Below are 21,510 nucleotides of genomic sequence, written 5' to 3' on the forward strand. Positions count from 1 at the left end.
TCCGGCCGATGGCGGCGAGGAGACGGGCCGAGAACGGCGAGGAGACAGCCGTCCCGCCGGCCTCTCGAGCAGAGCGCCGCGGGGCGCGTCAGTCGAGCAGTGAGAGCCGATGGGCCGCGGCCGCCGCCTCGCCCCGGGTGGCGGCGCCCAGCTTGGCGAGGATGTTCGAGACGTGCACGCTCACCGTCTTGGCGGAGATGAACAGCTCCGCGGCGATCTCCCGGTTCGTCCGGCCGGCCGCCACCAGCCGGAGCACCTCCCGCTCCCGCGGGGTCAGCGCAACGCCCCCCGCGCTCCCCGCGCCGGCCGTCCCCGGGCCCGCGCTTCCCGCGCGGGCCGTCCCCGGGCGGCCGAGCGGGATCTGGTGGCGGCGGGCGAGGGTCTCGATCCGGGCGGCCAGCGGGGCGGCGCCGAGCTGGGTGGCGATCGGGTGGGCCTCGCGCAACCGCACGGCCACCCCCTCCCGGTCCCCCGACGCCACCACGGTCTGGGCGGCGTGCACCAGGGCCAGCGCCCGCTCGTACGGGCGGTTGAGCCTCCGCCACATCTCGGCCGCCGTGTCGAACGACCCGCGGGCCACGTGCCGGTACGCCTCGCAGACCGGCCCGTGACCCTCCACGGGCCGGTCTCCGTAGCTCAGCTCCGCCACCCTGGCGCGCAGCGCGGCGGCCCGCTCGGGGGCGACCGCGGCGGCGGCCTCGCAGGCGTACCTGATCGTCGCGGAGAGCCGCCACGCCAGCAGGGGTTTGTTCCGCAGCGGGGCGTCGAACAGCCGCTCGGCCACCTCGATGGCGCGCAGCGGCTCGCCCATGAGCAGGTGCCAGCAGATCAGCAGGCGCGTGTTGTTCGCCAGCTCCTGGACCCCCTCCGCCTGCACGTCGGTCAGCGCGCGCAGCTCCGCGAGGCCGGCCCGGGCGACGTCCTGCTCGCCGCGGGCGATCGCGATGTCGGTCCGCACCCGGAGGCAGTGCGCCCGCACCCGGGGCGCCGGGTCCATCGCCAGGGCGCGCTCGACCACCTCGACCGCCTCGTCCCACCGCCCGAGCGAGACCAGGGCCTCGGCGCGGTTGTTCGCGATGAACACTCCCTGGTGGCGGTACCGGCCGTACTGCCGGGCGAGCCGCTCGCCCTCGTCGGCGAGCGCCACCGCCTCCTCCGACCGGCCCAGGTTGTCGAGCGTGTCGATCTTGTTGGCGAGCGCGCGCAGCACGACGAGCGGGAAGTTCAGCCGCTTGCCCAGGCTGATCGCCCGATCGTCGAGCACGCGGGCCTGTTCCAGGTCCCCGGCGAGCCAGTGGCCGAGGGAGAGGTTCAGCACCAGGTCGGCCTCGTTGCGCTCATCGCCCTTCCGGCGGGCGATCTCGAGGGCCTCCTGGGTCGCCTTCGTCCCCTCGGTCACCTGGCCGTTGAGCAGGAGCACGTAGCCGAGCCGGAGCAGGACCGTGGTCCGCGTGTCGCTCGGCTCGGGGACGAGCCGTTCGGCGCGCCGGAGATCGTCGAGCGCGCCGGGCCGCCCCCGCTGGAAGTTGATGTTCGCCCGGCGTACCAGCAGCTCGGCCACCCGCTCCGGCGCGGTCTTCTCGTCGAGCTCGGCGAGCGCCGCCTTCACGTACCGCAGCCCGCGCTCCATGTCGCCGGAGACGAAGGCCGCCTCCGCGGCACGTTCCAGCACGCCGACGTGGTCGGCCCCGATCCGCTCGGCCGCGTCCGGGACCTTGTCCCAGAGGGCGAGCACCCGGTCGAGGAACTGGGCCTGCTCGGTGTACGCGAAGGACCGGTGCGCCGCCTCGGCCGCCTCCCAGGCGGAGATGAGCGCCCACAGGTCGTTCCGGGCGGCGTACCAGTGGTGGGCGATCTCGAAGGCGGCGCGGCCCGGCGGGACGAGCGCGTGGTCGTTGCCGATCTCCTCCGCGTACCGCGCGTGCAGCCGGGCGTGCTCCCCGGGGAGCAGCTCGTCGTGGACGGCCTCGCGGATGAGCGCGTGCCGGAAGGCGTACGCCCGCCCGTCGGCGACCTGGAGGACGTTGGCGGCGATGGCGGGGCGGAGCGCGTCCTCCAGCTCGGCGTCGGAGAGGCCGCTCACCGCGGCGAGCAGGTCGTGGCCGACCCGGACCCCGCCGGCCGCGGCGATCCGGAGCACCTGCTGGGTCCGCTCGGGCAGCCGATCCACCGGGCGGAGGATGAGGTCGTGGAGCGATTCGGGGACGGCGCAGTCCTCCCCGGCCTCGAGCAGGGCCTCGACGAAGAGCGGGATCCCGCCGGATCGTTCGAAGATCGTGGTGACCCGGTCGTACTCCGGGGTGGTGCCGAGGATGCCCGCCACCTGCAGGGCGACCTCGTGCCGGGTGAACCGGGGGAGCTCGATCCGGACCACGCTGCCGAGCCGGCCGAGCTCGGCGAGGACCGGGCGCAGCGGGTGCGTCCGGTGGAGCTCGTCGGACCGGTAGGTCAGGACCATGAGGACCGGCGCGGCGGTGAGGTTGCGGCTGAGGAACGCGATGAGGTCCCGGCTCGACCGGTCGGCCCAGTGGACGTCCTCGATCGCCAGGAGCACCGGCCGCCGCTCGGCCAGCCGTTCGACGAGGATGAGGATCAGCTCGAAGAGCCGGATGCGGGCCGACTCGGTGTCGCCGTCCGCGTTCGGCTCCCCGAACTCGGGGAGGAGCCGGGCGAGGTCGCGCGCGGCGCCGTCCGGGAGCAGGGCGGTCACCTCGGCCGCGCTCAGCTCGCGCACGAGCTGCCGCAGCACCGCGATGAACGGGGCGTAGGCGAGGCCTTCGGCCGAGAGCTCCACGCAGCCGCCGATGAGCACATGGGCGCCGTCCAGCCCGGCCTCTTCGGCGAACCGGGCGAGCAGCCGGGTCTTGCCCACGCCGGCCTCGCCGCCGATCAGCACGGTGGTGGTCGCCCGCTTGCGTGCCTGGTCGAACGCGTCACGGAGGCTCTCCAGCTCCGCATCCCGTCCCACGAATGCTGGGCTCACCGGTCGGCGCGTCATGGGGACAAGCATCTCACGCCCGTCCGACAGAATTCGCGCGCATTTTCGATATCCGCGGCCTGACCTGCGGCAACGCCACCCGGGGCGGGCGCGGGGCTGGCGGGGTCACGGAGGCCGTCCGGCCCGGCCGGGAGGGAGGAACCGGCCGGGCGCCGTGGACCGGGTCATGACCACTGCCGTCCGCGCAGCGCGATGCGCGGCGCGCGCCGCCGCCCGACCGGTTCGGCCTCCTCGTCCTCGTTCCGCTTGCGGGACCTCCGCGCCTTGCGGGCGCGGGCCTCGCCGAGCGCCTCATCCCGGAGCTCGTCCATGTGCATGAGCACGAGCTGGTACTGAAGCTCGGGAAACATGTGAAATCCTTCCTGTCCGTCGCTTGGGGTGCGCTTTTCCGTGGGGCGGGCCCGCGTTCCCCACGGAATCCAGCGTCCGGCTAAGGAGGCCACCGCCACATCGGGCAAATGCCGTAACTTCGGCCCATTCCGGGTCGGCCGATGGGCTTAGGACCCGCCCTAAGGAGGACGGACCGGCCCCGTGCGGCCTAAGGCGGCGGCGGTCCGGCCTCAGGCACCCGGCGGCGGCTCGGCGTCCCGGATCCCGCGGCGGGCAGGGCGGTGGACACGCCCGCGGAGGACGCGGTCCGCGTCCGCGGCCCCCGCACCGACTCCGGCGCGGTGGACACGTCCCGAAGGGGTACGCGCCGTGGGAGACGCCCCCGCCGGCGGGCCTCCGCCACGCGGCGGCGGTCCGGCGTCCGTTACGGGCCGGCAGGGGCGCAGATCCGCAGTCGGCGGACGGGACGTCCGATACCCCTGGAGCGGGCGGGTTTGGACACGCCCCTCCGGGTCGGCAATGCTGGTTGCGTGTCAACCATGACTGCTCCGCTTGCGGAGGTCGCCGCATCCAACGCGTCCCTGCGGGCGTTCCTGCACGGCCTGCCCGGCGTGGACCGGGTGGGCGCGGAGGCCAGGGCCGCGATGCTCGGCACGCGATCGATCAAGACCACGGCGAAGAAGCACGCCATCGACCTCGCCATCCGCATGCTCGACCTCACCACGCTCGAGGGCGCGGACACCCCGGGCAAGGTGCGGGCGATGTGCGCGAAGGCGGTACGGCCCGACCCCTCCGACCCGGACGCCCCCTCCGTCGCCGCCGTCTGCGTCTACCCGGACCTGGTCCCGGTGGCCGTGGCGGCGCTGCAGGGCACGGGGGTGAAGGTGGCCTCGGTCGCAACGGCGTTTCCGAGCGGGCGATCCTCGCTCAATGTGAAGGTGGCGGAGACCGAGTACGCGGTCGCCGCCGGCGCGTCCGAAGTGGACATGGTGATCGACCGGGGCGCCTTCCTCGCCGGCGACTACCTCAAGGTGTACGAGGAGATCGCGGCGGTGAAGGCGGCGTGCGCCGGACGCGCGCACCTGAAGGTGATCCTGGAGACCGGCGAGCTCGCCACGTACGACAACGTCCGGCGGGCCTCCTGGCTCGCCATGCTCGCCGGGGCGGACTTCATCAAGACCTCGACCGGCAAGGTGTCGCCGGCCGCCACGCCCGCCGTGACCCTGATCATGCTGGAGGCGGTGCGCGGCTACCTGAAGGCCACCGGGCGCCGGGTCGGGGTGAAGCCGGCGGGTGGCATCCGGACCACCAAGGACGCCATCAAGTACCTCGTGCTGGTGAACGAGACCGCCGGCCCCGACTGGCTCGACCCCGAGTGGTTCCGGCTGGGCGCCTCGTCGCTCCTGAACGATCTGCTGATGCAGCGCCAGAAGCTGGCCACCGGCCGGTACGCAGGCCCCGACTACTTCACCCTGGACTGACGCCATGTTCGAGTACGCGCCCGCGCCCGAATCGCGGGACATCGTCGATATCCAGCCGTCGTACGGCTTGTTCATCAACGGGGAGTGGGTCGAACCCCACTCCGAGGAGCGGCACCCGACCGTCAACCCGGCCACCGAGGAGCCGTTGTCCGAGATCGCCTGGGCGGACGAGGCCGACGTGGACCGGGCGGTCGAGACCGCGCGCAAGGCGTTCGTCACCTGGTCGGCGATGCGCGGCGCCGAACGGGCGAAGTACCTCTTCCGGATCGCCCGGATCATCCAGGAACGAGCGCGCGAGCTCGCCGTGCTGGAGACCCTCGACAACGGCAAGCCGATCCGCGAGTCGCGCGACGTGGACCTGCCGCTGGTCGCAGCCCACTTCTTCTACTACGCGGGCTGGGCGGACAAGCTCGCCTACGCCGGGCTCGGCCGGCCCGGGAGGGAGCCCCGGCCCATCGGCGTGGCCGGGCAGGTGATCCCATGGAACTTCCCGCTGCTCATGCTGGCGTGGAAGGTCGCCCCCGCGCTCGCCTGCGGCAACACGGTCGTGCTCAAGCCCGCCGAGACCACCCCGCTCACCGCGCTCGCCTTCGCCGACATCTGCCGGCAGGCCGACCTGCCCCCCGGCGTGGTCAACATCGTCACCGGTGCCGGGGAGACCGGAGCGGCGCTGGTGCGCCACCCCGGCGTGGACAAGGTCGCGTTCACCGGCTCGACCGAGGTCGGCAAGCTCATCGCCAAGGCCGTGGCGGGGACGGGCAAGCGGCTCACCCTGGAGCTCGGGGGCAAGGCCGCCAACATCGTGTTCGACGACGCGCCCATCGACCAGGCGGTCGAGGGGATCGTCAACGGCATCTTCTTCAACCAGGGCCACGTGTGCTGCGCGGGGTCCCGGCTGCTCGTCCAGGAGTCGATCGCCGATGAGCTGATCGAGGCGCTCAAGCGGCGGATCGCCCTGCTCCGGGTCGGCGACCCGCTCGACAAGAACACCGACATCGGCGCGATCAACTCGGCCGAGCAGCTCGCCAAGATCCGTGAGCTCGCCGAGTCCGGGGAGGCGGAGGGCGCCGAGCGGTGGTCGCCGCCGTGCACGCTCCCGGACCGGGGGTACTGGTTCCCGCCGACGGTGTTCACCAACGTGGCGCAGTCGCACCGCATCGCGCGGGAGGAGATCTTCGGCCCGGTGCTCTCCGTGCTCACGTTCCGCACCCCCGCCGAGGCGGTGGAGAAGGCGAACAACACGCCGTACGGCCTCTCCGCTGGGGTGTGGACGGAGAAGGGCTCGCTCATGCTGTGGATGGCGTCCCGGCTCCGCGCCGGGGTGGTCTGGTCGAACACGTACAACCGGTTCGACCCGGCGTCGCCGTTCGGCGGGTACAAGGAGTCGGGTTACGGCCGCGAAGGTGGTCGGCACGGTCTGGAGGAGTACCTTGCGTTGTGATGATCCCCGTCGCCGCCGCCTGATCCGCGGCGGGGGCGGCGTCACTTTCCCGCGCGTCCATCGCTACCCCCGGCTCGCGGTGTGGCGCGGCCGGTACGCCCACCGGGGCGGGGTCTGCCGGTGCGGCCACACCGACCGTCCCGCGCGTCCGCTGCAGATTGGAACCTTCGATGACTGAGCGCCTGGCGGTACGGAAGACGTACAAGCTGTTCATCGGCGGGGCGTTCCCGCGTTCGGAGAGCGGAAGGTCGTACGTGGTGCACTCCTCCTCCGGTGAGTTCCTGGCGAACGCGGCGAAGGCCTCGCGCAAGGACGCCCGGGACGCGGTGGTGGCCGCCCGGAAGGCGTTCCCCGGCTGGTGGGGCGCGACGCCGTACAACCGGGGGCAGATCATCTACCGCGCCGCCGAGATGCTCGAGGGCCGCCGGGCGCAGTTCGCCGCGGAGACGGCCGCCCTCGAGGGGATCGACCTCGAGCGGGCCGGGGAGCTGGTGGACGCCGCGGTGGACCGGCTCGTCTGGTACGCGGGCTGGTCGGACAAGATCGCCGCGGTGCTCGGCTCGGCCAACCCGGTCGCCGGGCCGTACTTCAACCTGTCGTCGCCGGAGCCGGCCGGGGTGGTCGCCGTGATCGCCCCGCAGACGGCGTCGCTCCTCGCGCTGGTGAGCGTGATCGCCCCGGTGATCGTGACCGGCAACACCTGCGTGGTGGTCGCCGCGGAGCGGGCCCCGCTGCCGGCGATCACCTTCGCCGAGGTGCTCGCCACCTCCGACCTGCCGGGCGGGGTGGTGAACATCCTCACCGGCTCCACGGAGGAGCTCGCCCCCTGGCTCGCCGGGCACATGGACGTGAACGCCATCGACCTCACCGGGGCCGGGCCGGAGCTCGCGGTCCGCTGTGAGGAGCTCGCGGCCGAGAACCTCAAGCGGGTGCTGCGCCCGCCGGCCATGCCGATCGACTGGTCGGCCGATCCGGGGATCGAGCGCATGGCCGCCTTCCTCGAGATCAAGACCGTGTGGCACCCGATGGGCGCCTGACCTGCCCCGGCGGTGGGCGTCCGGGCCTGCCGTGGCCGCCCGCGCCGGCGGAGGGCGTCCGTACCCGCGCCGATGAGCGCCGGACCCGTTCCAGGGGTGGGCGCCCTGGGTCTGCGGCCGCCGCGCGCGTGATCCAGGCCGCCGGAACCCGCCGCCGGGCGGTGCCGGGCCGATCCCGGGCCGGTGGGCCCCGCTCACCGGCCCCGGCCGATCACCGCCCCTCGAGCGCGTCGAGGGCGATCGCCATGGCGATGACGAGCCGCCGGTCCAGGCGCGGGTCGCGGACGTTGATCAGGTAGGTGTCCCGGATGCCCCACCGGCTGTCGACGGAGAACGCGATCGACGCGCCGATGCTGAAGTCGAAGTGGTACGGCAGCCAGGAGAGCGCGTCCACGAAGCGCCGCAGCACCGCCACGACCGGGTTGCGCTCCTGCCCGGTGAGCGTGGGCAGGCCCGGCTGCTGCAGGTGCCAGGTGGAGCGGAGCAGGGAGCGCATCCCGCGCTTCCAGAACTTCCCGATCGGCTTCCCGGCCTCGTCCACCACGTCGTACTCGCCGGCGAAGTCGACGACGGTGCGCGCCTTGAAGCCGGTGAGGACCCGCGAGCGCGACTCGTCGGTGTAGACGGTCACCTGCTCCTTGAGGGCGAGCCGTTTCTGCTCGGCGAACGCGACCACGGGCCCGGGCGTGCCGTCCGGCTCGGCGAGGTGGACCGTGTACTGATTCACCATCACGGTGATCTTCTGGCGCAGTAGCAGCCGGGTCTGCTCCTGAAGTGCAGCGAGCTCCATGCGTGACTCCGTCGGGGAATTCAGCCGTCACCCTATATGCCCGGAAAGGCGACGAAGATCACTGTTGGTGGCCCCTGATCCGGGATCACCGGGCATCCCTGATCCGGAAATCAGGGTCATCTCAGGGTCACCGCAGGAACGGCCCGCGCCCCACCCCTCGTTGACCTGGGTGAACGTCCACACCGGCCGGTGGTGAAGGGGGTTTCCGTGGTGTACCGGTCGAGAGAGCACAAGATCATCGCGGGGGTGTGCGGCGGCATCGCGGAGCGCTTCGGCATGAGGCCGACCACGGTCCGGCTGCTCTTCCTCCTCTCCTGCATCCTCCCCGGGCCGCAGTTCGTCATCTACCTGCTCCTGTGGATCCTGCTGCCGAAGGCCCCGCCCACGTACGCTCCGCCGTACCACGGCCGCCACTGGTGACCGGGCGCCGCTGATCGGGGTGCCGGGGCCGCTTGACCGGGGGGTGCCGGGGGCAGGGCCGCGCCGTATCCTCGACACGCCGCCATATCCTCGACAGGCGAAGAGGTGACGCGATGTTCCAGCCAAGGCCCCTGGCGCTCATCCAGGACGATCTGGTCGAGTACGAGAAGGCCATGGAGCGCATGGCCGCCATGGTCGAGGAGCGGCAGAAGGACGAGCGGCCCGACACGCTCTGGCTCCTCAGCCACCCCCCGGTGTTCACCGTGGGCAAGCGGACCCGGGCCGAGCACCTGCCCGACCCGTCGTTCGGCATCCCCGTGGTGCCGACGAACCGGGGCGGGCAGCTCACCTATCACGGCCCGGGCCAGCTCGTCGGCTACCTGATCGTCCGGCTCCGGCCGGGGGAGGGCATCGTCGACTACATCCGCGAGGTCGAGCTCCGGCTGGTCGAGGCCCTCCGCAGGCTCGGCGTGCCGGCCGAGCGGCGGGACACGCCCCCGGGCTCCGAGCTGCTCACCGGGGTGTGGACCACGAACACCAACCGGAAGATCGTCTCGATCGGCATGCGCTCCAGCCGCTCGGTCACCAGCCACGGTTTCGCCCTCAACGTGGACGGCGACCTCACCCCGTGGACCCTCGCCGTGCCGTGCGGCATGCCCGACGTGGAGATGACCTCCATCCTCCGGGAGCTCGGCCACGCCTCGATGGAGGAGACCCGCCGGGTGGTCGCCGAGGTGTTCGAGGCCTCCTGATCGCGCCCGCCCCGGGGACGTGACCGGCCGCCCAGGCCGGGTAGGGAGGACGGTGAACCCCGGCCGCCGGCCGCGGCCGCCGAGGAGGGAAGGGGCATGCCGATCCTCGTCGGAACCTCGGGATGGCAGTACGACTCCTGGTCCGGGCTGCTCTATCCCGGCGTGCCCCGGCGGCTGTGGCTGGAGCGGTACGCCGAGGCGTTCGCCACGGTCGAGAACAACAACGCCTTCTACCGGCTGCCGAAGCGGGAGACGTTCGAGGCGTGGCGGGAGCGGACGCCCGCCGACTTCGTGATGGCGGTGAAGGCGAGCCGGTTCCTCACCCACATCAAGCGGCTCAAGGACCCGGAGGAGCCGGTCGACCGGCTGATGGGGGTGGCGGCCGGCCTCGGCGGCAAGCTCGGCCCGATCCTGCTTCAGCTCCCGCCCACCCTCGAGGCCGAGCCCGAGCGGCTCCGGCGCTGCCTCGCCCGGTTCCCGGACGGCGTCCGGATCGCGGTCGAGCCCCGGCATGCGTCGTGGTGGAGCGGCGAGGTCCGGGACCTGCTCACCGGGTACGGCGCCGCGCTCTGCTGGGCCGACCGACTCGGGCGGCCGGTGGGCCCGCTGTGGCGCACCACGGACTGGGTCTACCTGCGCTTCCACGAGGGGGCGGGCCGCGACTGGCCGCACTACGGGGAGCGGGCGCTCCGCTCGTGGGTCGACCGGCTCGGCGGCGTCGCCGACGCGTACGTGTACTTCAACAACGACCCCGGCGGGGCCGCGGTGCGGAACGCGATCGACTTCGCCGGGTACGCCCGGGCCGCCGGGTACGCGGTGACCCGGGCGAGACTGCCGGAACGACCGCCGGCGGCGAGCCCGGTCTGACCCTCGGCGGCCGCGCCGCCACGGCGTTCCGGCTCGGTCAGGGGCCGGCCTGCCGTACCCTCTGCCTGGGACATCCCCGCGGGCTGCCCGTGGGACATCCCCGCGGGCCGTACCGTGCGGGTGAGCCGGGCGTGCGGGACCAGAGTGCTGACCGTCGCGCGCGAACGGGCGCTGACCGCCGCGGGAGGCCGGGGTGCCGACCGCCGTGCGGGCCCGCGCCGCGCCCGGGCGGGACGAGCGCCGCCGGGAACACGGCAAAGAGAATGAATTTGACAATCATTTTCATTTGCCGGAGGATGGCGTCAGATGTCCCGTATGGCCCTTCTCAGCCCTCCGGCCTAAGGAACCACCGTGCTGTCGCTCATCTCCCGGTCGCTGTGCATCGCCCTGCTCGTCCTGACCGCCGTGGCCTGCGGCGGCGCGAGCGGGCCGCCGTCCGCCGACGGATCGCGGCTGAACGTGGTGGCCACCACCACCCAGGTCGCCGACTTCGCGGCGAACATCGGCGGGGACAAGGTGCGGGTGCACGGGCTCCTCAAGCCGAACGTGGACCCCCACGACTACGAGCCGACCCCGCTCGACATGCGGATGCTCGCCGAGGCCGACGTCGTGGTGAAGAACGGGGTGGGCTTCGAGAAGTGGCTGGACCAGGCGATCGAGGCCTCCGGGTTCCGCGGCACCCTGGTCGATGCCTCCCAGGGCGTACGGCTCCGCACCGGGGAGGGGGCGAGCGCCGACCCGCACATCTGGCACGACCCCCGCAACGCGAAGACCATGGCGGCGAACATCGCGCGCGCCTTCGCCGCGGCCGATGCCGCCAACGCCGCCGTCTACGAGCAGAACCTCGCCGCCTACCAGGCCCGGCTCGACGAGCTCGACGCGGAGATCGAGAAGAAGATCCAGTCCATCCCGGAGGACCGGCGCAAGCTCGTCACCGACCACGACACGTTCGGGTACTACGCCGACCGTTACGGGCTCACCGTGGTCGGCTCGGTCATCCCCAGCTTCGACACCTCGGCCGAGCTGTCCGCCAAGCAGATCACCGACCTGGTCGCCAGGATCAAGGCTGCCGGTGTGACCGCGATATTCTCCGAGGCATCGCTTCCGCCGAAGACGGCCGAGGCCATCGGCCGGGAGGCGGGGGTGCGGGTCGTGGCCGGTGAGGACGCCCTGTACGGCGACTCCCTCGGACCGGAGGGCTCGGCCGGAGCGACCTACCTGCAGATGATGCGGCACAACACCGACACGATCGTCGCCGCTCTCGGGGGTGCGGCCACATGACCGAGCGACCGCCGTCCACGCCCGCGCTGATCCTCGACCGGGTGAGCGTCGCCTACGGGGACGTCCCGGTGCTCGAGGACGTCACGGGCACCGTGAACCCGGGCGAGTCCGTCGCCCTGATCGGCCCCAACGGCGCGGGCAAGTCCACGCTGATCAAGGCCGTCCTCGGCATGGTCCCCGTGGTCCGCGGCCGGATCGAGGTGCTCGGCGGGCCGCCCGCCCAGGCCCGCCGCCACGTGGCGTACGTGCCCCAGGCCGACACCCTCGACCCCGACTTCCCCATCTCGGTCGAGCAGGTGGTGCTGATGGGCCGCTACCGGTGGATGGGCCGGTTCCGCCGGGCGTCCCGGGCCGACCGGGAGGAGGTGGCGGCCGCGCTCGAGGCCGTGGGCCTCGCCGACCGGGCGCGTGACCGGTTCGGCACCCTCTCCGGGGGCCAGCGCCAGCGCGTGCTCCTCGCCCGGGCGATCGCCGCCCGGCCCCGGCTGCTGCTGCTCGACGAGCCGTTCAACGGCGTCGACGCGGTCAGCCAGCACGCGCTCCTCGAGGCGCTCGCCGGGCTGAAGGCGCAGGGGACCGCGGTGGTGGTGAGCACCCACGACCTCGCGATCGCGCACCTCGCCTGCGAGGAGGTGTGCCTGATCAACCGGCACCAGTTCGGCTTCGGCCCCACCGGCGAGGTGCTCACCCCGGAGCGGCTGCGCGCCACGTACGGCGGGCGGGCGCTGGAGCTGCGCGGCGACCGCGTGATCGTGGGGCAGACATGAGCCTCATCGAGCCCTTTCAAACGCCGTTCATGGCCCGGGCGCTCGCCGAGCTGATCATCCTCGGCGTGCTCGGCGGCACGGTCGGGGTCGTGGTGCTGCTCCGCCGGCTCGCCTTCCTCAGCGACGCGCTCAGCCACACGATCTTTCCCGGTGTGGTCGCCGGCTACCTGCTCGCCGGGGAGGACGGCGTGTTCTGGGGCGCGCTCGCCGCCGGGATCGCCACCGCGGCGCTGCTCACCCTGCTCACCCGCCGGGTGGCGCAGGACGCCGCGCTCGCCCTGCTGCTCACCACGCTCTTCGCGGCCGGCGTGGTGCTGGTCTCCCGGCGGTCCGGCTACGCCTCCGACCTGACCGCGTTCCTCTTCGGCCGGGTGCTCACCGTGACCCCCGAGCAGCTCTGGCAGACCGCGGCCGTGGCGGCCGTGGTCATCGCGCTGCTCGCCGCACTGCGGCGGCCGCTCCTGCTCCGCGCCTTCGACCCGGTGGGGGCCGAGGCGGCCGGGGTCCGGGTGGGCCTGCTCGACCTCGTGGTCAACGTCGCGGTCGCGCTGACCGTGGTCGCGGCCGTGCGCGCGGTCGGCATGGTCCTCGTCATCGCGCTGCTGATCGTCCCGGCCGCCGCCGCCCGGGTCCTCTCCGACCGGCTCACGGTCATCGTGCCGCTCGCCTGCCTGATCGGCGCGGCCGGCGGGTGGCTCGGGCTCGTGGTGAGCTGGGAGGCCTCGATCGGGTACGGGCTCCGCCTCGCCTCCGGCGGGACCGTGGTGCTCGTCCTCGTCGCCATGTACGGCCTCGCCCAGGCCGCCGGGCTGGTCCGGCGGCGGGTACGGCTCGGCCGGGCGCGCACCGGGCTGGAGGCCGTGCAATGACCTGGTTCGACTCGAGCGTGCACCGGGCGCTGGCCGAGGCCGTGCTCGTGGGGGCGCTCGGCGGCGTGGTCGGGGTGCACGTGCTCATCCGGCGGCTGCCGTTCTTCACCATGGCGCTCACCCACGCCACCTTCCCGGGGATCGTGATCGCGGCGCTGCTCGGGGCCGACCTCTACCTCGGCGGGGGTGTGTTCGGCCTGCTCATCACCCTCGCCGTGGTGCTCTTCTCCCGGGTGCGCGGCCAGGACTTCACCGCGGCCACCGGCATCGCGCTCGCCGGCGGGTTCGCCCTCGGGGTGGTCCTGGTCTCCGCCCAGGACGGCTTCGCCAAGGACCTGACCGCGTACACGGTCGGCGACATCCTCGCGGTGAGCGCGCGGGACCTGGCGATCACCGCCGGCATCGCGGCCGCGGTGACCCTCCTGCTGGTCGTTTTCCGCCGGGAGCTGCTGATCACCGCGTTCGACCCCGTGGGGGCGGCCGCCCTCGGCCTGCGCACCGCGCTGATCGACTTCATCCTGCTCGCCGCGGTCGTGGTGACCGTGGTGGCGACCGTGCCCGCGCTCGGCGTCATCCTCACCGTCGCCCTGCTCGTGGGGCCCGCCGCGACCGCGCGGCTGCTCACCGACCGGTACGCGCTGCTCTTCCCGATCTCGGCGGCGATCGGCGTCTCGTGCGGGGTCGCCGGGGTGTGGCTGTCGACCGTGTGGAACGTCGCGGCCGGGGCCTCGATCGCCCTGCTCGTCGGCGTCGTGTTCGGCCTGGTCTTCCTCGGCTCGCACGGTGCCGCCCTGGTGCGACGGCGGGCGGCGGCCCGGCCGCTGTGACGCACGCCCCCGGCCGAGCGCCGGGGAGCGGACCCGGTGATCAGCCGACGACGCCGACCCCGCCGTAGACCACGGCACCCTCGGTCCGGGTGCGCACCGGCTCCCCCTCGCGTGGCCGCCACTCGTCGACCGTCACCACGCCGGGCTCGACGAGCTCGCACCCCTCGAAGAACCGCAGGATCTCCTCCCGCGTCCGGGCGACCGCCTCCCCGGCCGAGGACCGGGCGTAGACCCGCCTTATCGCGGCGACCCCCTTGTCATCGAGCCGGCCCGCGGAGCCGTGGCTGATCACCAGGTGGCTGCCGGGGGCGAGGCGGTCGCGCAGCTTGGCGACCGCGGGGTAGGCGGCCTCGTCCGGGAGGAAGTGGAGGATGGCGACCAGCAGCAGGCCGACCGGCTCGTTGAAGTCGAGGTGCTCCGTGACCTCGGGGTTGTCGAGGATGCTCTCCGGCTCGCGCAGGTCGCCCTGCGCCACGGCCACCTGCGGGTTGCGGCCGAGCAGGGCCCGGGCGTGTGCCAGCACGATCGGGTCGTTGTCGACGTAGACGATCCGGGAATCGGGGGCCTTGCGGAGTGCGACCTCGTGGACGTTCTCCTGGGTGGGCAGGCCGGTGCCGATGTCGAGGAACTGGCGGATGCCCTGGTCGGCCAGGTACTCCACGGCGCGGATCAGGAAGCGCCGGTTCGCCCGGACCTCTTCCTGAGCGTTGGGGGCGGCCTGGATGAGCTTTGCCGCGGCCTCCCGGTCGGAGGCGAAGTTGTCCTTGCCGCCCAGCAGGTAGTCGTAGATGCGGGCCGGGCTGGGCACGCTGGGGTCGATTCCCGGTGGGATCTTCTCCATGATCACATCACGTCGGCGAGCATCGATGATCATTGACTGTAACGAGCATTCGTCCCCTTGGTCACTGGGTTCGCCGCATTCGGTCACGGATTCCCGATGAGCCCGCCATCGACCGCCCAGGCCGTGGTGGGCCGGGCGGCGCGCGGCCGCCGCGGCCTGACCATCGACGCCCTCCGGCCGCCGGGTGCCCGCCCTTCGCCGTGGCCCGTACGGCGGCGCCGTACGGCGGGGCGGGCGAGGCGTGATCGGATGGCGCACCGGCCGGTACGCCGGTGGGCCGGCGTCGCGGGAGCGGCGGTCAGCGGAGGACCCCGACCCCGGCGAAGCCGCCCACGCCGGGAAGTCCCGGCATGATGACCTCGTCCTTCCGCGGGCGCCATTCCCTGATCCGGACCAGGCCCGGCTCGACGAGCTCGAATCCGTCGAAGAACCGCGCGATGTCCTCCCGGGACCGCGGGACCGCCACGCCGGCCTGGGACTGGGTGTAGATCCGCCTGCCTTTCTCGAGCGTCCTCTCGTCGAGGTCACCGGCCGAGACGTGGCTGATCACCAGGTGGCTGCCGGGGGCGAGCCGGTCGCGCAGCTTGGCGACCGCGGGGTAGGCGGCCTCGTCCGGGATGAAGTGGAGGATGGAGACCAGTAGCAGGCCGACCGGCTCGTTGAAGTCGAGGTGCGCGGTGACCTCGGGGTTGTCGAGGATGCTCTCGGGTTCGCGCAGGTCGCCCGCCACCGCGATCGTCTGCGCGTTACAGGCGAGGAGCGCGCGGGCGTGGGCGAGCACGATGGGGTCGTTGTCGACGTAGACGATCCGGGAATCGGGGGCCTTGCGGAGTGCGACCTCGTGGACGTTCTCCTGGGTGGGCAGGCCCGCGCCGATGTCGAGGAACTGGCGGATGCCCTGGTCGGCCAGGTACTCCACCGCGCGGACGAGGAAACGCCGATTCGCTCGCGCGCTCTCCTTGATATTGGGCGAGAGCTCCAGCAGCTTCTGCGCGACCGCGCGATCGACGGCGAAGTTCTCCTTTCCCCCGAGGAAGAAGTCGTAGATGCGGGCCGCGCTGGGCACGTCGGGGTCGATGCCCGGCGGAACCTGTTCCATGGCACACCCCATCGACGAGCGCTGATGATCTTCAAATTCTGGCGATCGTTTCCGGTTTAGCAGTGCTCTGCCAGGGGTGCGGTGGTTCGCACAAGGTGGCGGCGGACGCCGGTCGGCGATCTCACCGGTGCGCCGGCGCCCACCTGAGCCGCCGCCCCGCGTGGTGCCGGATCCCTCGGCCCGGGGCGGCGCGGGCGCCGCTCCCCGCCGGTCCGGCGGTGGGCGACGACCGTCACGGGTGCGGTACGGCCGGCGTCGGTCCCGGTGCGCCGGGCCGCTCAGGGAGGCGTCGCCGATCAGCGGAGGATCCCGACCCCCGCGTAGCCGTCCACGCCGGGAAGCCGCGGCAGCTTGACCTCGTCGTCCCGCGGGCGCCAGTCCTCCACCCAGACGAGGCCGGGCTCGACGACCTCGAATCCGTCGAAGAACCGCTCGATCTCCTCGCGCGTCCGTGGGATCGCCGATCCGGCGGAGGACCTGGCGTAGATCTGCTTCACCTCCGCCAGCCCCTTCTCATCGATCTGGCCCATGGAGGCATGACTGATCACCAGGTGGCTGCCGGGGGCGAGGCGGTCGCGCAGCTTGGCGACCGCGGGGTAGGCGGCCTCATCGGGGATGAAGTGGAGGATGGCGACGAGGATCAGGCCGACCGGCTCGTTGAAGTCGAGGTGCGCGGTGACCTCGGGGTTGTCGAGGATGCTCTCGGGTTCGCGCAGGTCGCCCGCCACCGCGATCGTCTGCGCGTCGCAGGCGAGGAGCGCGCGGGCGTGGGCGAGCACGATGGGGTCGTTGTCGACGTAGACGATCCGGGAGCCGGGGGCCTTGCGGAGTGCGACCTCGTGGACGTTCTCCTGGGTGGGCAGGCCGGCCCCGATGTCGAGGAACTGGCGGATGCCCTGGTCGGCCAGGTACTCCACGGCGCGGATGAGGAAACGCCGGTTCGCCTGGGCCGCCTCCTTGGCGTTGGGGGCGTGCTCCAAGATCTTCTCGGCGGCCGCGCGATCGACGGCGAAGTTGTCCTTGCCTCCGAGCAGGTAGTCGTAGATGCGTGCCGGGCTCGGCACGTTGGGGTCGACCCCCTGCGGAAACTTGTCCATGTGTCACACTCTGACGGCGAGCTTTGATGATCTTGAACAGGTAGCGGTTCTTGCCGATCGCGGGCCGTGCCGAGGTCCGGGCCGCAGCCGAGGAGCGCCGTAACCGGCGGGCGGCCTCTGGAGCCATCGCCCGGGCTCCGCCGTTCACCGGGACCGGACCGAGCCCTTCGCTGAGCGCCGCCACGGCCGGAGCCGCCACGGCCGGAGACCGTGCGGTCCGCCCGGGGCCGCGGGGCCGCCCTCCGCGCGGAGGCCCGGCGGAGGGCGCGCGAAGCTCGCTCCGGGCCGCGGCGCTCACCGGGCCCAGGTCGAACGGCGGGTCAGCGGACGATCGCGACCCCGGCGTAGCAGTCACTGCCCTGCATCCGCGGGATCCGGTCCTCGCCCTCCGTCCGGCGCCAGTCGTCCGGCCAGACCAGGCCGGGCTCGACGAGCCCGTACTCACCGAAGAACCGCTGGATGTCGCCGCGCGACCGCGGGACCAGCGCGCCGGCCGACGACTTGGCGTAGACCTGCTTGCCCTCCTGGACGGTCTTCTCGTCCAGATCCTCGGCGGAGATGTGGCTGATCGCCAGGTGGCTGCCGGGGGCGAGCCGGTCGCGCAGCTTGGCGACCGCGGGGTAGGCGGCCTCGTCCGGGATGAAGTGGAGGACGGCGACGAGGAGCAGGCCCACCGGCTGGCCGAGGTCGATGTGCTTCGTGACCTGGGGGTTGTCGAGGATGCTCTCCGGCCGGCGCAGGTCGCCTTCGACGGCGACCACGCGCTTCTCATCGGCGAGGAGCGCGCGGGCGTGCACGAGCACGATCGGGTCGTTGTCCACGTAGACCACGCGCGAATCCGGGGCGTGCCGCAGCGCGACCTGGTGGACGTTCTCCTGGGTGGGCAGGCCGGTGCCGATGTCGAGGAACTGGCGGATCCCCTGCTGGGTCATGTACTCCACGGCGCGGATGAGGAAGCGCCGGTTCGCCCGGGCCACCTCGCGGGCGTTGGGGGAGAGCTGCAGAACCTTCTCGGCGGCCGCGCGGTCGGAGGCGAAGTTGTCCTTGCCTCCGAGCAGGTAGTCGTAGATCCGGGCCGGGCTGGGCACGGTCGGGTCGATTTTCGGCGGGACCTTATCCATCGTCACACCCCGTCGGCGAGTAATGATGATCTTTAACTCTAGCCATCGGATTTCCCGATAGCCATGGCTCGCCGGTGAGCGTGTGTTTCAGCCGGGGTGCCGATGGCGGCGCCAGATGCCGTCCAGACGTGGCAAAACGTTCCAAATCCTCACACGGTGCCTCGTTGCTCGCCCGATACGCGCTCTGGTACGGGCGCCGCATCGGTGACCGAAACCGCGTGCCCGTTTTCCGCGGGGTGCGATGCCCGATATCACCCTCCGCCGAGGCGGTCCCTGGGGCCGTCACGCCCGGCCGGCGTCCGGAACGCGGGCCCGGCCGTCCGGAATGGCGGCCGGGTGCATCGGGCCGCGGCCGGGCCGCCGGTCAGCGGAGGGTCCCGGCCGTGGCACAGCGGTCACCGCGGCCGGAGCGGAGGCGCGGCTGATCACCAGGGCGGGGTGGATCCGGCTTCGGGCGCCGCCGGTACCGGCCTCGACGGCCGGGCCACCCGGTGAGCGCGAGCGCCGATCATCGGAGGATGCCGACGCCGGCGTAGCTGTCGACGCCCGGGAGCCGGGGGAGCCGTACCTCGTCTTCTCGCGGGCGCCAGTCGTCGGGCCAGGGGACTAGGCCGGGCTCGACGAGCTCGAACCCGTCGAAGAACCGCAGGATCTCCTCCCGTGACCGTGGGATCGCCATGCCGGCCGACGATCGGGCGTAAATCTCCTTGCCCTTTTCGATCACGTCTTCGTTGAGGTCGCGGGAGACGGAGCCGTGGCTGATCACCAGATGGCTCCCCGGGGCGAGCCGGTCGCGCAGCTTGGCGACCGCGGGGTAGGCGGCCTCGTCCGGGATGAAGTGGAGGACGGCGACGAGGAGCAGGCCCACCGGCTGGCCGAAGTCGATGTGCTGTGTGACCTCGGGGTTGTCGAGGATGCTCTCCGGCCGGCGCAGGTCGCCTTCGACGGCGACCACGCGCTTCTCATCGGCGAGGAGCGCGCGGGCGTGCGTCAGGACGATCGGGTCGTTGTCCACGTAGACCACGCGCGAATCCGGGGCGTGCCGCAGGGCCACCTGGTGGACGTTCTCCTGGGTGGGCAGGCCGGCGCCGATGTCGAGGAACTGCCGGATGCCCTGCTGGGTCATGTACTCCACGGCGCGGATCAGGAAGCGCCGGTTCGCCTGGGCCCCCTCTTTGAGGTTGGGGGAGAGCCGCAGCAGGTTCTCCGCCGCCTCACGGTCGGCGGGGAAGTTGTCCTTGCCGCCGAGCAGGTAGTCGTAGATGCGGGCCGGGCTGGGCACGGTCGGGTCGATCTGCGGCGCGTTCTCCATGCGGCACCCCATCGGGAGCAGTGCGATGTCGAATGCGGCGACAACAGCGGTCCTTTCACTTTAATGATCATTTGTCCCCGCTGTCAGCGCTTCGCAACGGATCGGCGCGCCGTACGGCGGGGAGTGGTGATGCGCGACCGAGACCGCCGGCGTGAGGTCGGCACCCCTGCGGCCCGATCCGCGCTCCGCCGCTCCCGATCCCGTTCGCCGGTCTGGAGCCACGCATGGGCCTCATGCCCGCGGTCGGCGTGCACGCCGCCGCCGTGCTCGCCGAGCTCGGCCGTACCGCGAGGAGATCGCCGGACTCGCCAGGCGCGAGATCAGGCGACCGGCCCGGCGGCGACCGAGACGAACGAGGTTCGGAGTCCGCTGCGTGGCGGCGACAAGGCGGCACGGCCTCATCGATGCGCGATGGGCGGCCGGGTCACCGCGCCGTCCGGGCGCCCGCCGGCGGATCAGGCGCGACGGGGCGTTCGCGCGGGATGCGGGAGAAGCGCTGCCGATCACTGGATGCTGCCGAGGGCCGGGGCGGTCACGCGCCGGTGCGCCGGCGCTGGGCGGCGTCGGCGGCGAGCACCGCGTCGAGCAGCCCGGGGAAGAGCCGGTCGAGATCGTCGCGGCGCAGCGCGTTCATCTTCGCCGTGCCGCGGTAGACCTGGGTGATGACGCCGGCCTCGCGCAGCACCCGGAAGTGGTACGTCGAGGTCGACTTGCTCACCGCGAGCTCGATCGCGGAGCAAGGGGCCTCGGTGCCGAGCTCGGCGAGGCGGCGGACCACTTGGAGCCGTACGGGGTCGGCGAGCGCATGCAACACCGCCTCAAGCCGGATCTCCTCCGGCTTGGGGTGCTCGAGTACGCGGCCCGGCGCGGCGGATGGCACGGCTCTCCTTATCGGTCGACCGGCCCTCATTGTATGACACCTTTCGTAGTTCGACAGTATTCGTAGTACGATGACCGTCGTAGTTCGATGCGATGAGGCGCATCGGCCCGATCCGGAGGAGCGATCCCCTTGAGCGTGTTGTTCGAGCCGTTGCGGCTGCGCGGGCTGACCATCCCCAACCGGGTGTGGATGTCCCCCATGTGCCAGTACTCCGCCGCGGAGACCGGCCCCGACCAGGGGGTGCCGAACGACTGGCACTTCGTCCACCTCGGCACCCGCGCCATCGGCGGCGCCGGTCTGATCATGGTCGAGGCGACCGCGGTCACCCCGGAGGGGAGGATCAGCCCGTACGACCTGGGGCTCTGGAACGAGCGCCAGCAGGAGGCGTTCGCCCGCATCACCCGCTTCCTGCGGGAGCACGGCGCGGTCCCCGCCATCCAGCTCGCCCACGCCGGCCGCAAGGCGTCCACCGACCGGCCCTGGCTCGGCGGCCGTCCGGTCGGCCCGGAGCACCACGGCTGGCGGCCGGTCGCGCCCAGCCCTGTCCCGTTCGCCGACGGCCACCCGGTCCCGGCCGAGCTGAGCGTCGAGCAGATCAAGGGGCTGGTGGAGGCCTTCGCCGCGGCCGCCCGGCGGGCGCTCGCCGCCGGCTTCCAGGTCGTGGAGATCCACGGCGCCCACGGCTACCTGATCAACGAATTCCTCTCGCCGCACAGCAACCACCGCACCGACGCGTACGGCGGCTCCTTCGAGAACCGGATCCGGTTCGCGCTCGAGGTCGCCGACGCGGTGCGGGCGGTCTGGCCGGATGACCTGCCGGTCTTCTTCCGCGTCTCCGCCACCGACTGGCTCGCCGAGAACGGCCGGGCGGGCTGGACCGTCGACGACACCGTACGGCTCGCCAAGGAGCTGCTCGCGCACGGCGTCGACCTGCTCGACGTCTCTTCGGGCGGCATCACCGGCGGGGTGACCATCCCCGCGGGGCCCGGCTATCAGGTCCCGTTCGCCGCCCGGGTCAAGGCGGAGACCGACCTCGCCGTGTCGGCGGTCGGGCTGATCACCGAACCCCGGCAGGCGGAGGAGATCGTGGCCTCGGGCAAGGCCGACGCGGTGATGCTCGGCCGGGAGCTGCTGCGCAACCCCTACTGGCCCCGGTACGCCGCCCGGGAGCTCGGCGCCGAGCCCGGCTGGCCCAACCAGTACCACCGGGCGGTCTGAGCCGCCGACCCCAGCCCGCGCCGCCGGGGAGATCGACGGCGTTCCGGGATCCGGGAAGAGCCACACCGATCCCGGGCCGCGC

At 72.7% G+C, this 21,510-nt stretch carries 20 protein-coding genes; 11 read left to right on the forward strand and 9 right to left on the reverse strand.

Annotated features, from left to right (window positions below):
- Positions 1-88 precede the first annotated feature (88 nt).
- Complete coding sequence (locus TBIS_RS20005; protein ID WP_280938081.1) at positions 89-2,998, reverse strand: AAA family ATPase; 2,910 nt, start codon at positions 2,996-2,998, stop codon at positions 89-91.
- 164 nt (positions 2,999-3,162) lie between these two features.
- On the reverse strand, positions 3,163-3,348 hold the full coding sequence (locus TBIS_RS01825) for a hypothetical protein (protein ID WP_013130625.1): 186 nt from the start codon (positions 3,346-3,348) through the stop codon (positions 3,163-3,165).
- Between the two features lie 519 nt (positions 3,349-3,867).
- Between TBIS_RS01825 and deoC the strand changes: the two genes are divergently transcribed.
- The 3 genes from deoC to TBIS_RS01840 all read left to right on the forward strand — a co-directional run bounded on the left by deoC (position 3,868) and on the right by TBIS_RS01840 (position 7,287).
- Positions 3,868-4,809: a deoxyribose-phosphate aldolase gene (gene deoC / locus TBIS_RS01830; protein ID WP_013130626.1), complete on the forward strand. Its 942-nt coding sequence runs from the start codon at positions 3,868-3,870 to the stop codon at positions 4,807-4,809.
- A gap of 4 nt (positions 4,810-4,813) precedes the next feature.
- Positions 4,814-6,250: an aldehyde dehydrogenase family protein gene (locus TBIS_RS01835; protein WP_013130627.1), complete on the forward strand. Its 1,437-nt coding sequence runs from the start codon at positions 4,814-4,816 to the stop codon at positions 6,248-6,250.
- A gap of 170 nt (positions 6,251-6,420) precedes the next feature.
- The gene (locus tag TBIS_RS01840) at positions 6,421-7,287 is read left to right on the forward strand and encodes an aldehyde dehydrogenase family protein (RefSeq protein ID WP_013130628.1); all 867 of its coding nucleotides are present in this window, start codon (positions 6,421-6,423) and stop codon (positions 7,285-7,287) included.
- A 211-nt stretch (positions 7,288-7,498) separates the two neighbouring features.
- Here TBIS_RS01840 and TBIS_RS01845 read toward each other — a convergent pair whose 3' ends face one another.
- The gene (locus TBIS_RS01845) at positions 7,499-8,077 is read right to left on the reverse strand and encodes an LURP-one-related family protein (protein ID WP_013130629.1); all 579 of its coding nucleotides are present in this window, start codon (positions 8,075-8,077) and stop codon (positions 7,499-7,501) included.
- A 210-nt stretch (positions 8,078-8,287) separates the two neighbouring features.
- Here TBIS_RS01845 and TBIS_RS01850 point away from each other — a divergent pair, with 210 nt between their 5' ends.
- The 7 genes from TBIS_RS01850 (at position 8,288) to TBIS_RS01880 (ending at position 13,860) form a co-directional block, all read left to right on the forward strand.
- A complete protein-coding gene (locus tag TBIS_RS01850) occupies positions 8,288-8,497 on the forward strand; it encodes a PspC domain-containing protein (RefSeq protein WP_050760608.1) in 210 nt (69 codons plus the stop codon).
- Positions 8,498-8,610: 113 nt separating this feature from the next.
- A complete protein-coding gene (lipB, locus tag TBIS_RS01855; RefSeq protein ID WP_013130631.1) occupies positions 8,611-9,249 on the forward strand; it encodes a lipoyl(octanoyl) transferase LipB in 639 nt (212 codons plus the stop codon).
- A gap of 96 nt (positions 9,250-9,345) precedes the next feature.
- Positions 9,346-10,116: a DUF72 domain-containing protein gene (locus TBIS_RS01860; RefSeq protein ID WP_013130632.1), complete on the forward strand. Its 771-nt coding sequence runs from the start codon at positions 9,346-9,348 to the stop codon at positions 10,114-10,116.
- A 351-nt stretch (positions 10,117-10,467) separates the two neighbouring features.
- Entirely contained in the window at positions 10,468-11,397 is a 930-nt protein-coding gene (locus tag TBIS_RS01865) for a metal ABC transporter substrate-binding protein (protein ID WP_013130633.1), read from the forward strand.
- Entirely contained in the window at positions 11,394-12,164 is a 771-nt protein-coding gene (locus TBIS_RS01870; RefSeq protein ID WP_013130634.1) for a metal ABC transporter ATP-binding protein, read from the forward strand. Before TBIS_RS01865 ends, TBIS_RS01870 begins: the two co-directional genes overlap by 4 nt.
- Positions 12,161-13,033 (forward strand): metal ABC transporter permease, encoded by an 873-nt coding sequence (locus tag TBIS_RS01875; RefSeq protein ID WP_013130635.1) that lies wholly within the window; start codon positions 12,161-12,163, stop codon positions 13,031-13,033. The genes TBIS_RS01870 and TBIS_RS01875 overlap by 4 nt, the downstream gene beginning before the upstream one ends.
- Complete coding sequence (locus TBIS_RS01880) at positions 13,030-13,860, forward strand: metal ABC transporter permease (protein ID WP_013130636.1); 831 nt, start codon at positions 13,030-13,032, stop codon at positions 13,858-13,860. Before TBIS_RS01875 ends, TBIS_RS01880 begins: the two co-directional genes overlap by 4 nt.
- 40 nt (positions 13,861-13,900) lie before the next feature.
- Here TBIS_RS01880 and TBIS_RS01885 read toward each other — a convergent pair whose 3' ends face one another.
- From TBIS_RS01885 to TBIS_RS01910, 6 genes are all read right to left on the reverse strand, one after another.
- Entirely contained in the window at positions 13,901-14,701 is an 801-nt protein-coding gene (locus tag TBIS_RS01885) for an SAM-dependent methyltransferase (RefSeq protein ID WP_013130637.1), read from the reverse strand.
- 298 nt (positions 14,702-14,999) lie between these two features.
- Complete coding sequence (locus TBIS_RS01890; protein ID WP_013130638.1) at positions 15,000-15,800, reverse strand: SAM-dependent methyltransferase; 801 nt, start codon at positions 15,798-15,800, stop codon at positions 15,000-15,002.
- 296 nt (positions 15,801-16,096) lie between these two features.
- Positions 16,097-16,897 carry an SAM-dependent methyltransferase gene (locus tag TBIS_RS01895; RefSeq protein ID WP_013130639.1) on the reverse strand — a complete coding sequence of 267 codons (801 nt, stop codon included), beginning with the start codon at positions 16,895-16,897 and terminating at the stop codon, positions 16,097-16,099.
- 320 nt (positions 16,898-17,217) lie between these two features.
- Positions 17,218-18,018, reverse strand: a complete 801-nt coding sequence (locus TBIS_RS01900; RefSeq protein ID WP_013130640.1) for an SAM-dependent methyltransferase — start codon at positions 18,016-18,018, stop codon at positions 17,218-17,220.
- Positions 18,019-18,526: 508 nt separating this feature from the next.
- A complete protein-coding gene (locus TBIS_RS01905) occupies positions 18,527-19,330 on the reverse strand; it encodes an SAM-dependent methyltransferase (RefSeq protein ID WP_050760401.1) in 804 nt (267 codons plus the stop codon).
- A gap of 532 nt (positions 19,331-19,862) precedes the next feature.
- Positions 19,863-20,210, reverse strand: a complete 348-nt coding sequence (locus TBIS_RS01910; RefSeq protein WP_013130642.1) for an ArsR/SmtB family transcription factor — start codon at positions 20,208-20,210, stop codon at positions 19,863-19,865.
- Between the two features lie 129 nt (positions 20,211-20,339).
- Between TBIS_RS01910 and TBIS_RS01915 the strand changes: the two genes are divergently transcribed.
- Positions 20,340-21,428 carry an NADH:flavin oxidoreductase/NADH oxidase gene (locus TBIS_RS01915; protein WP_013130643.1) on the forward strand — a complete coding sequence of 363 codons (1,089 nt, stop codon included), beginning with the start codon at positions 20,340-20,342 and terminating at the stop codon, positions 21,426-21,428.
- The last annotated feature ends 82 nt before the right edge of the window (positions 21,429-21,510 follow it).

Source organism: Thermobispora bispora DSM 43833 (assembly GCF_000092645.1).
Taxonomy (GTDB): domain Bacteria; phylum Actinomycetota; class Actinomycetes; order Streptosporangiales; family Streptosporangiaceae; genus Thermobispora; species Thermobispora bispora.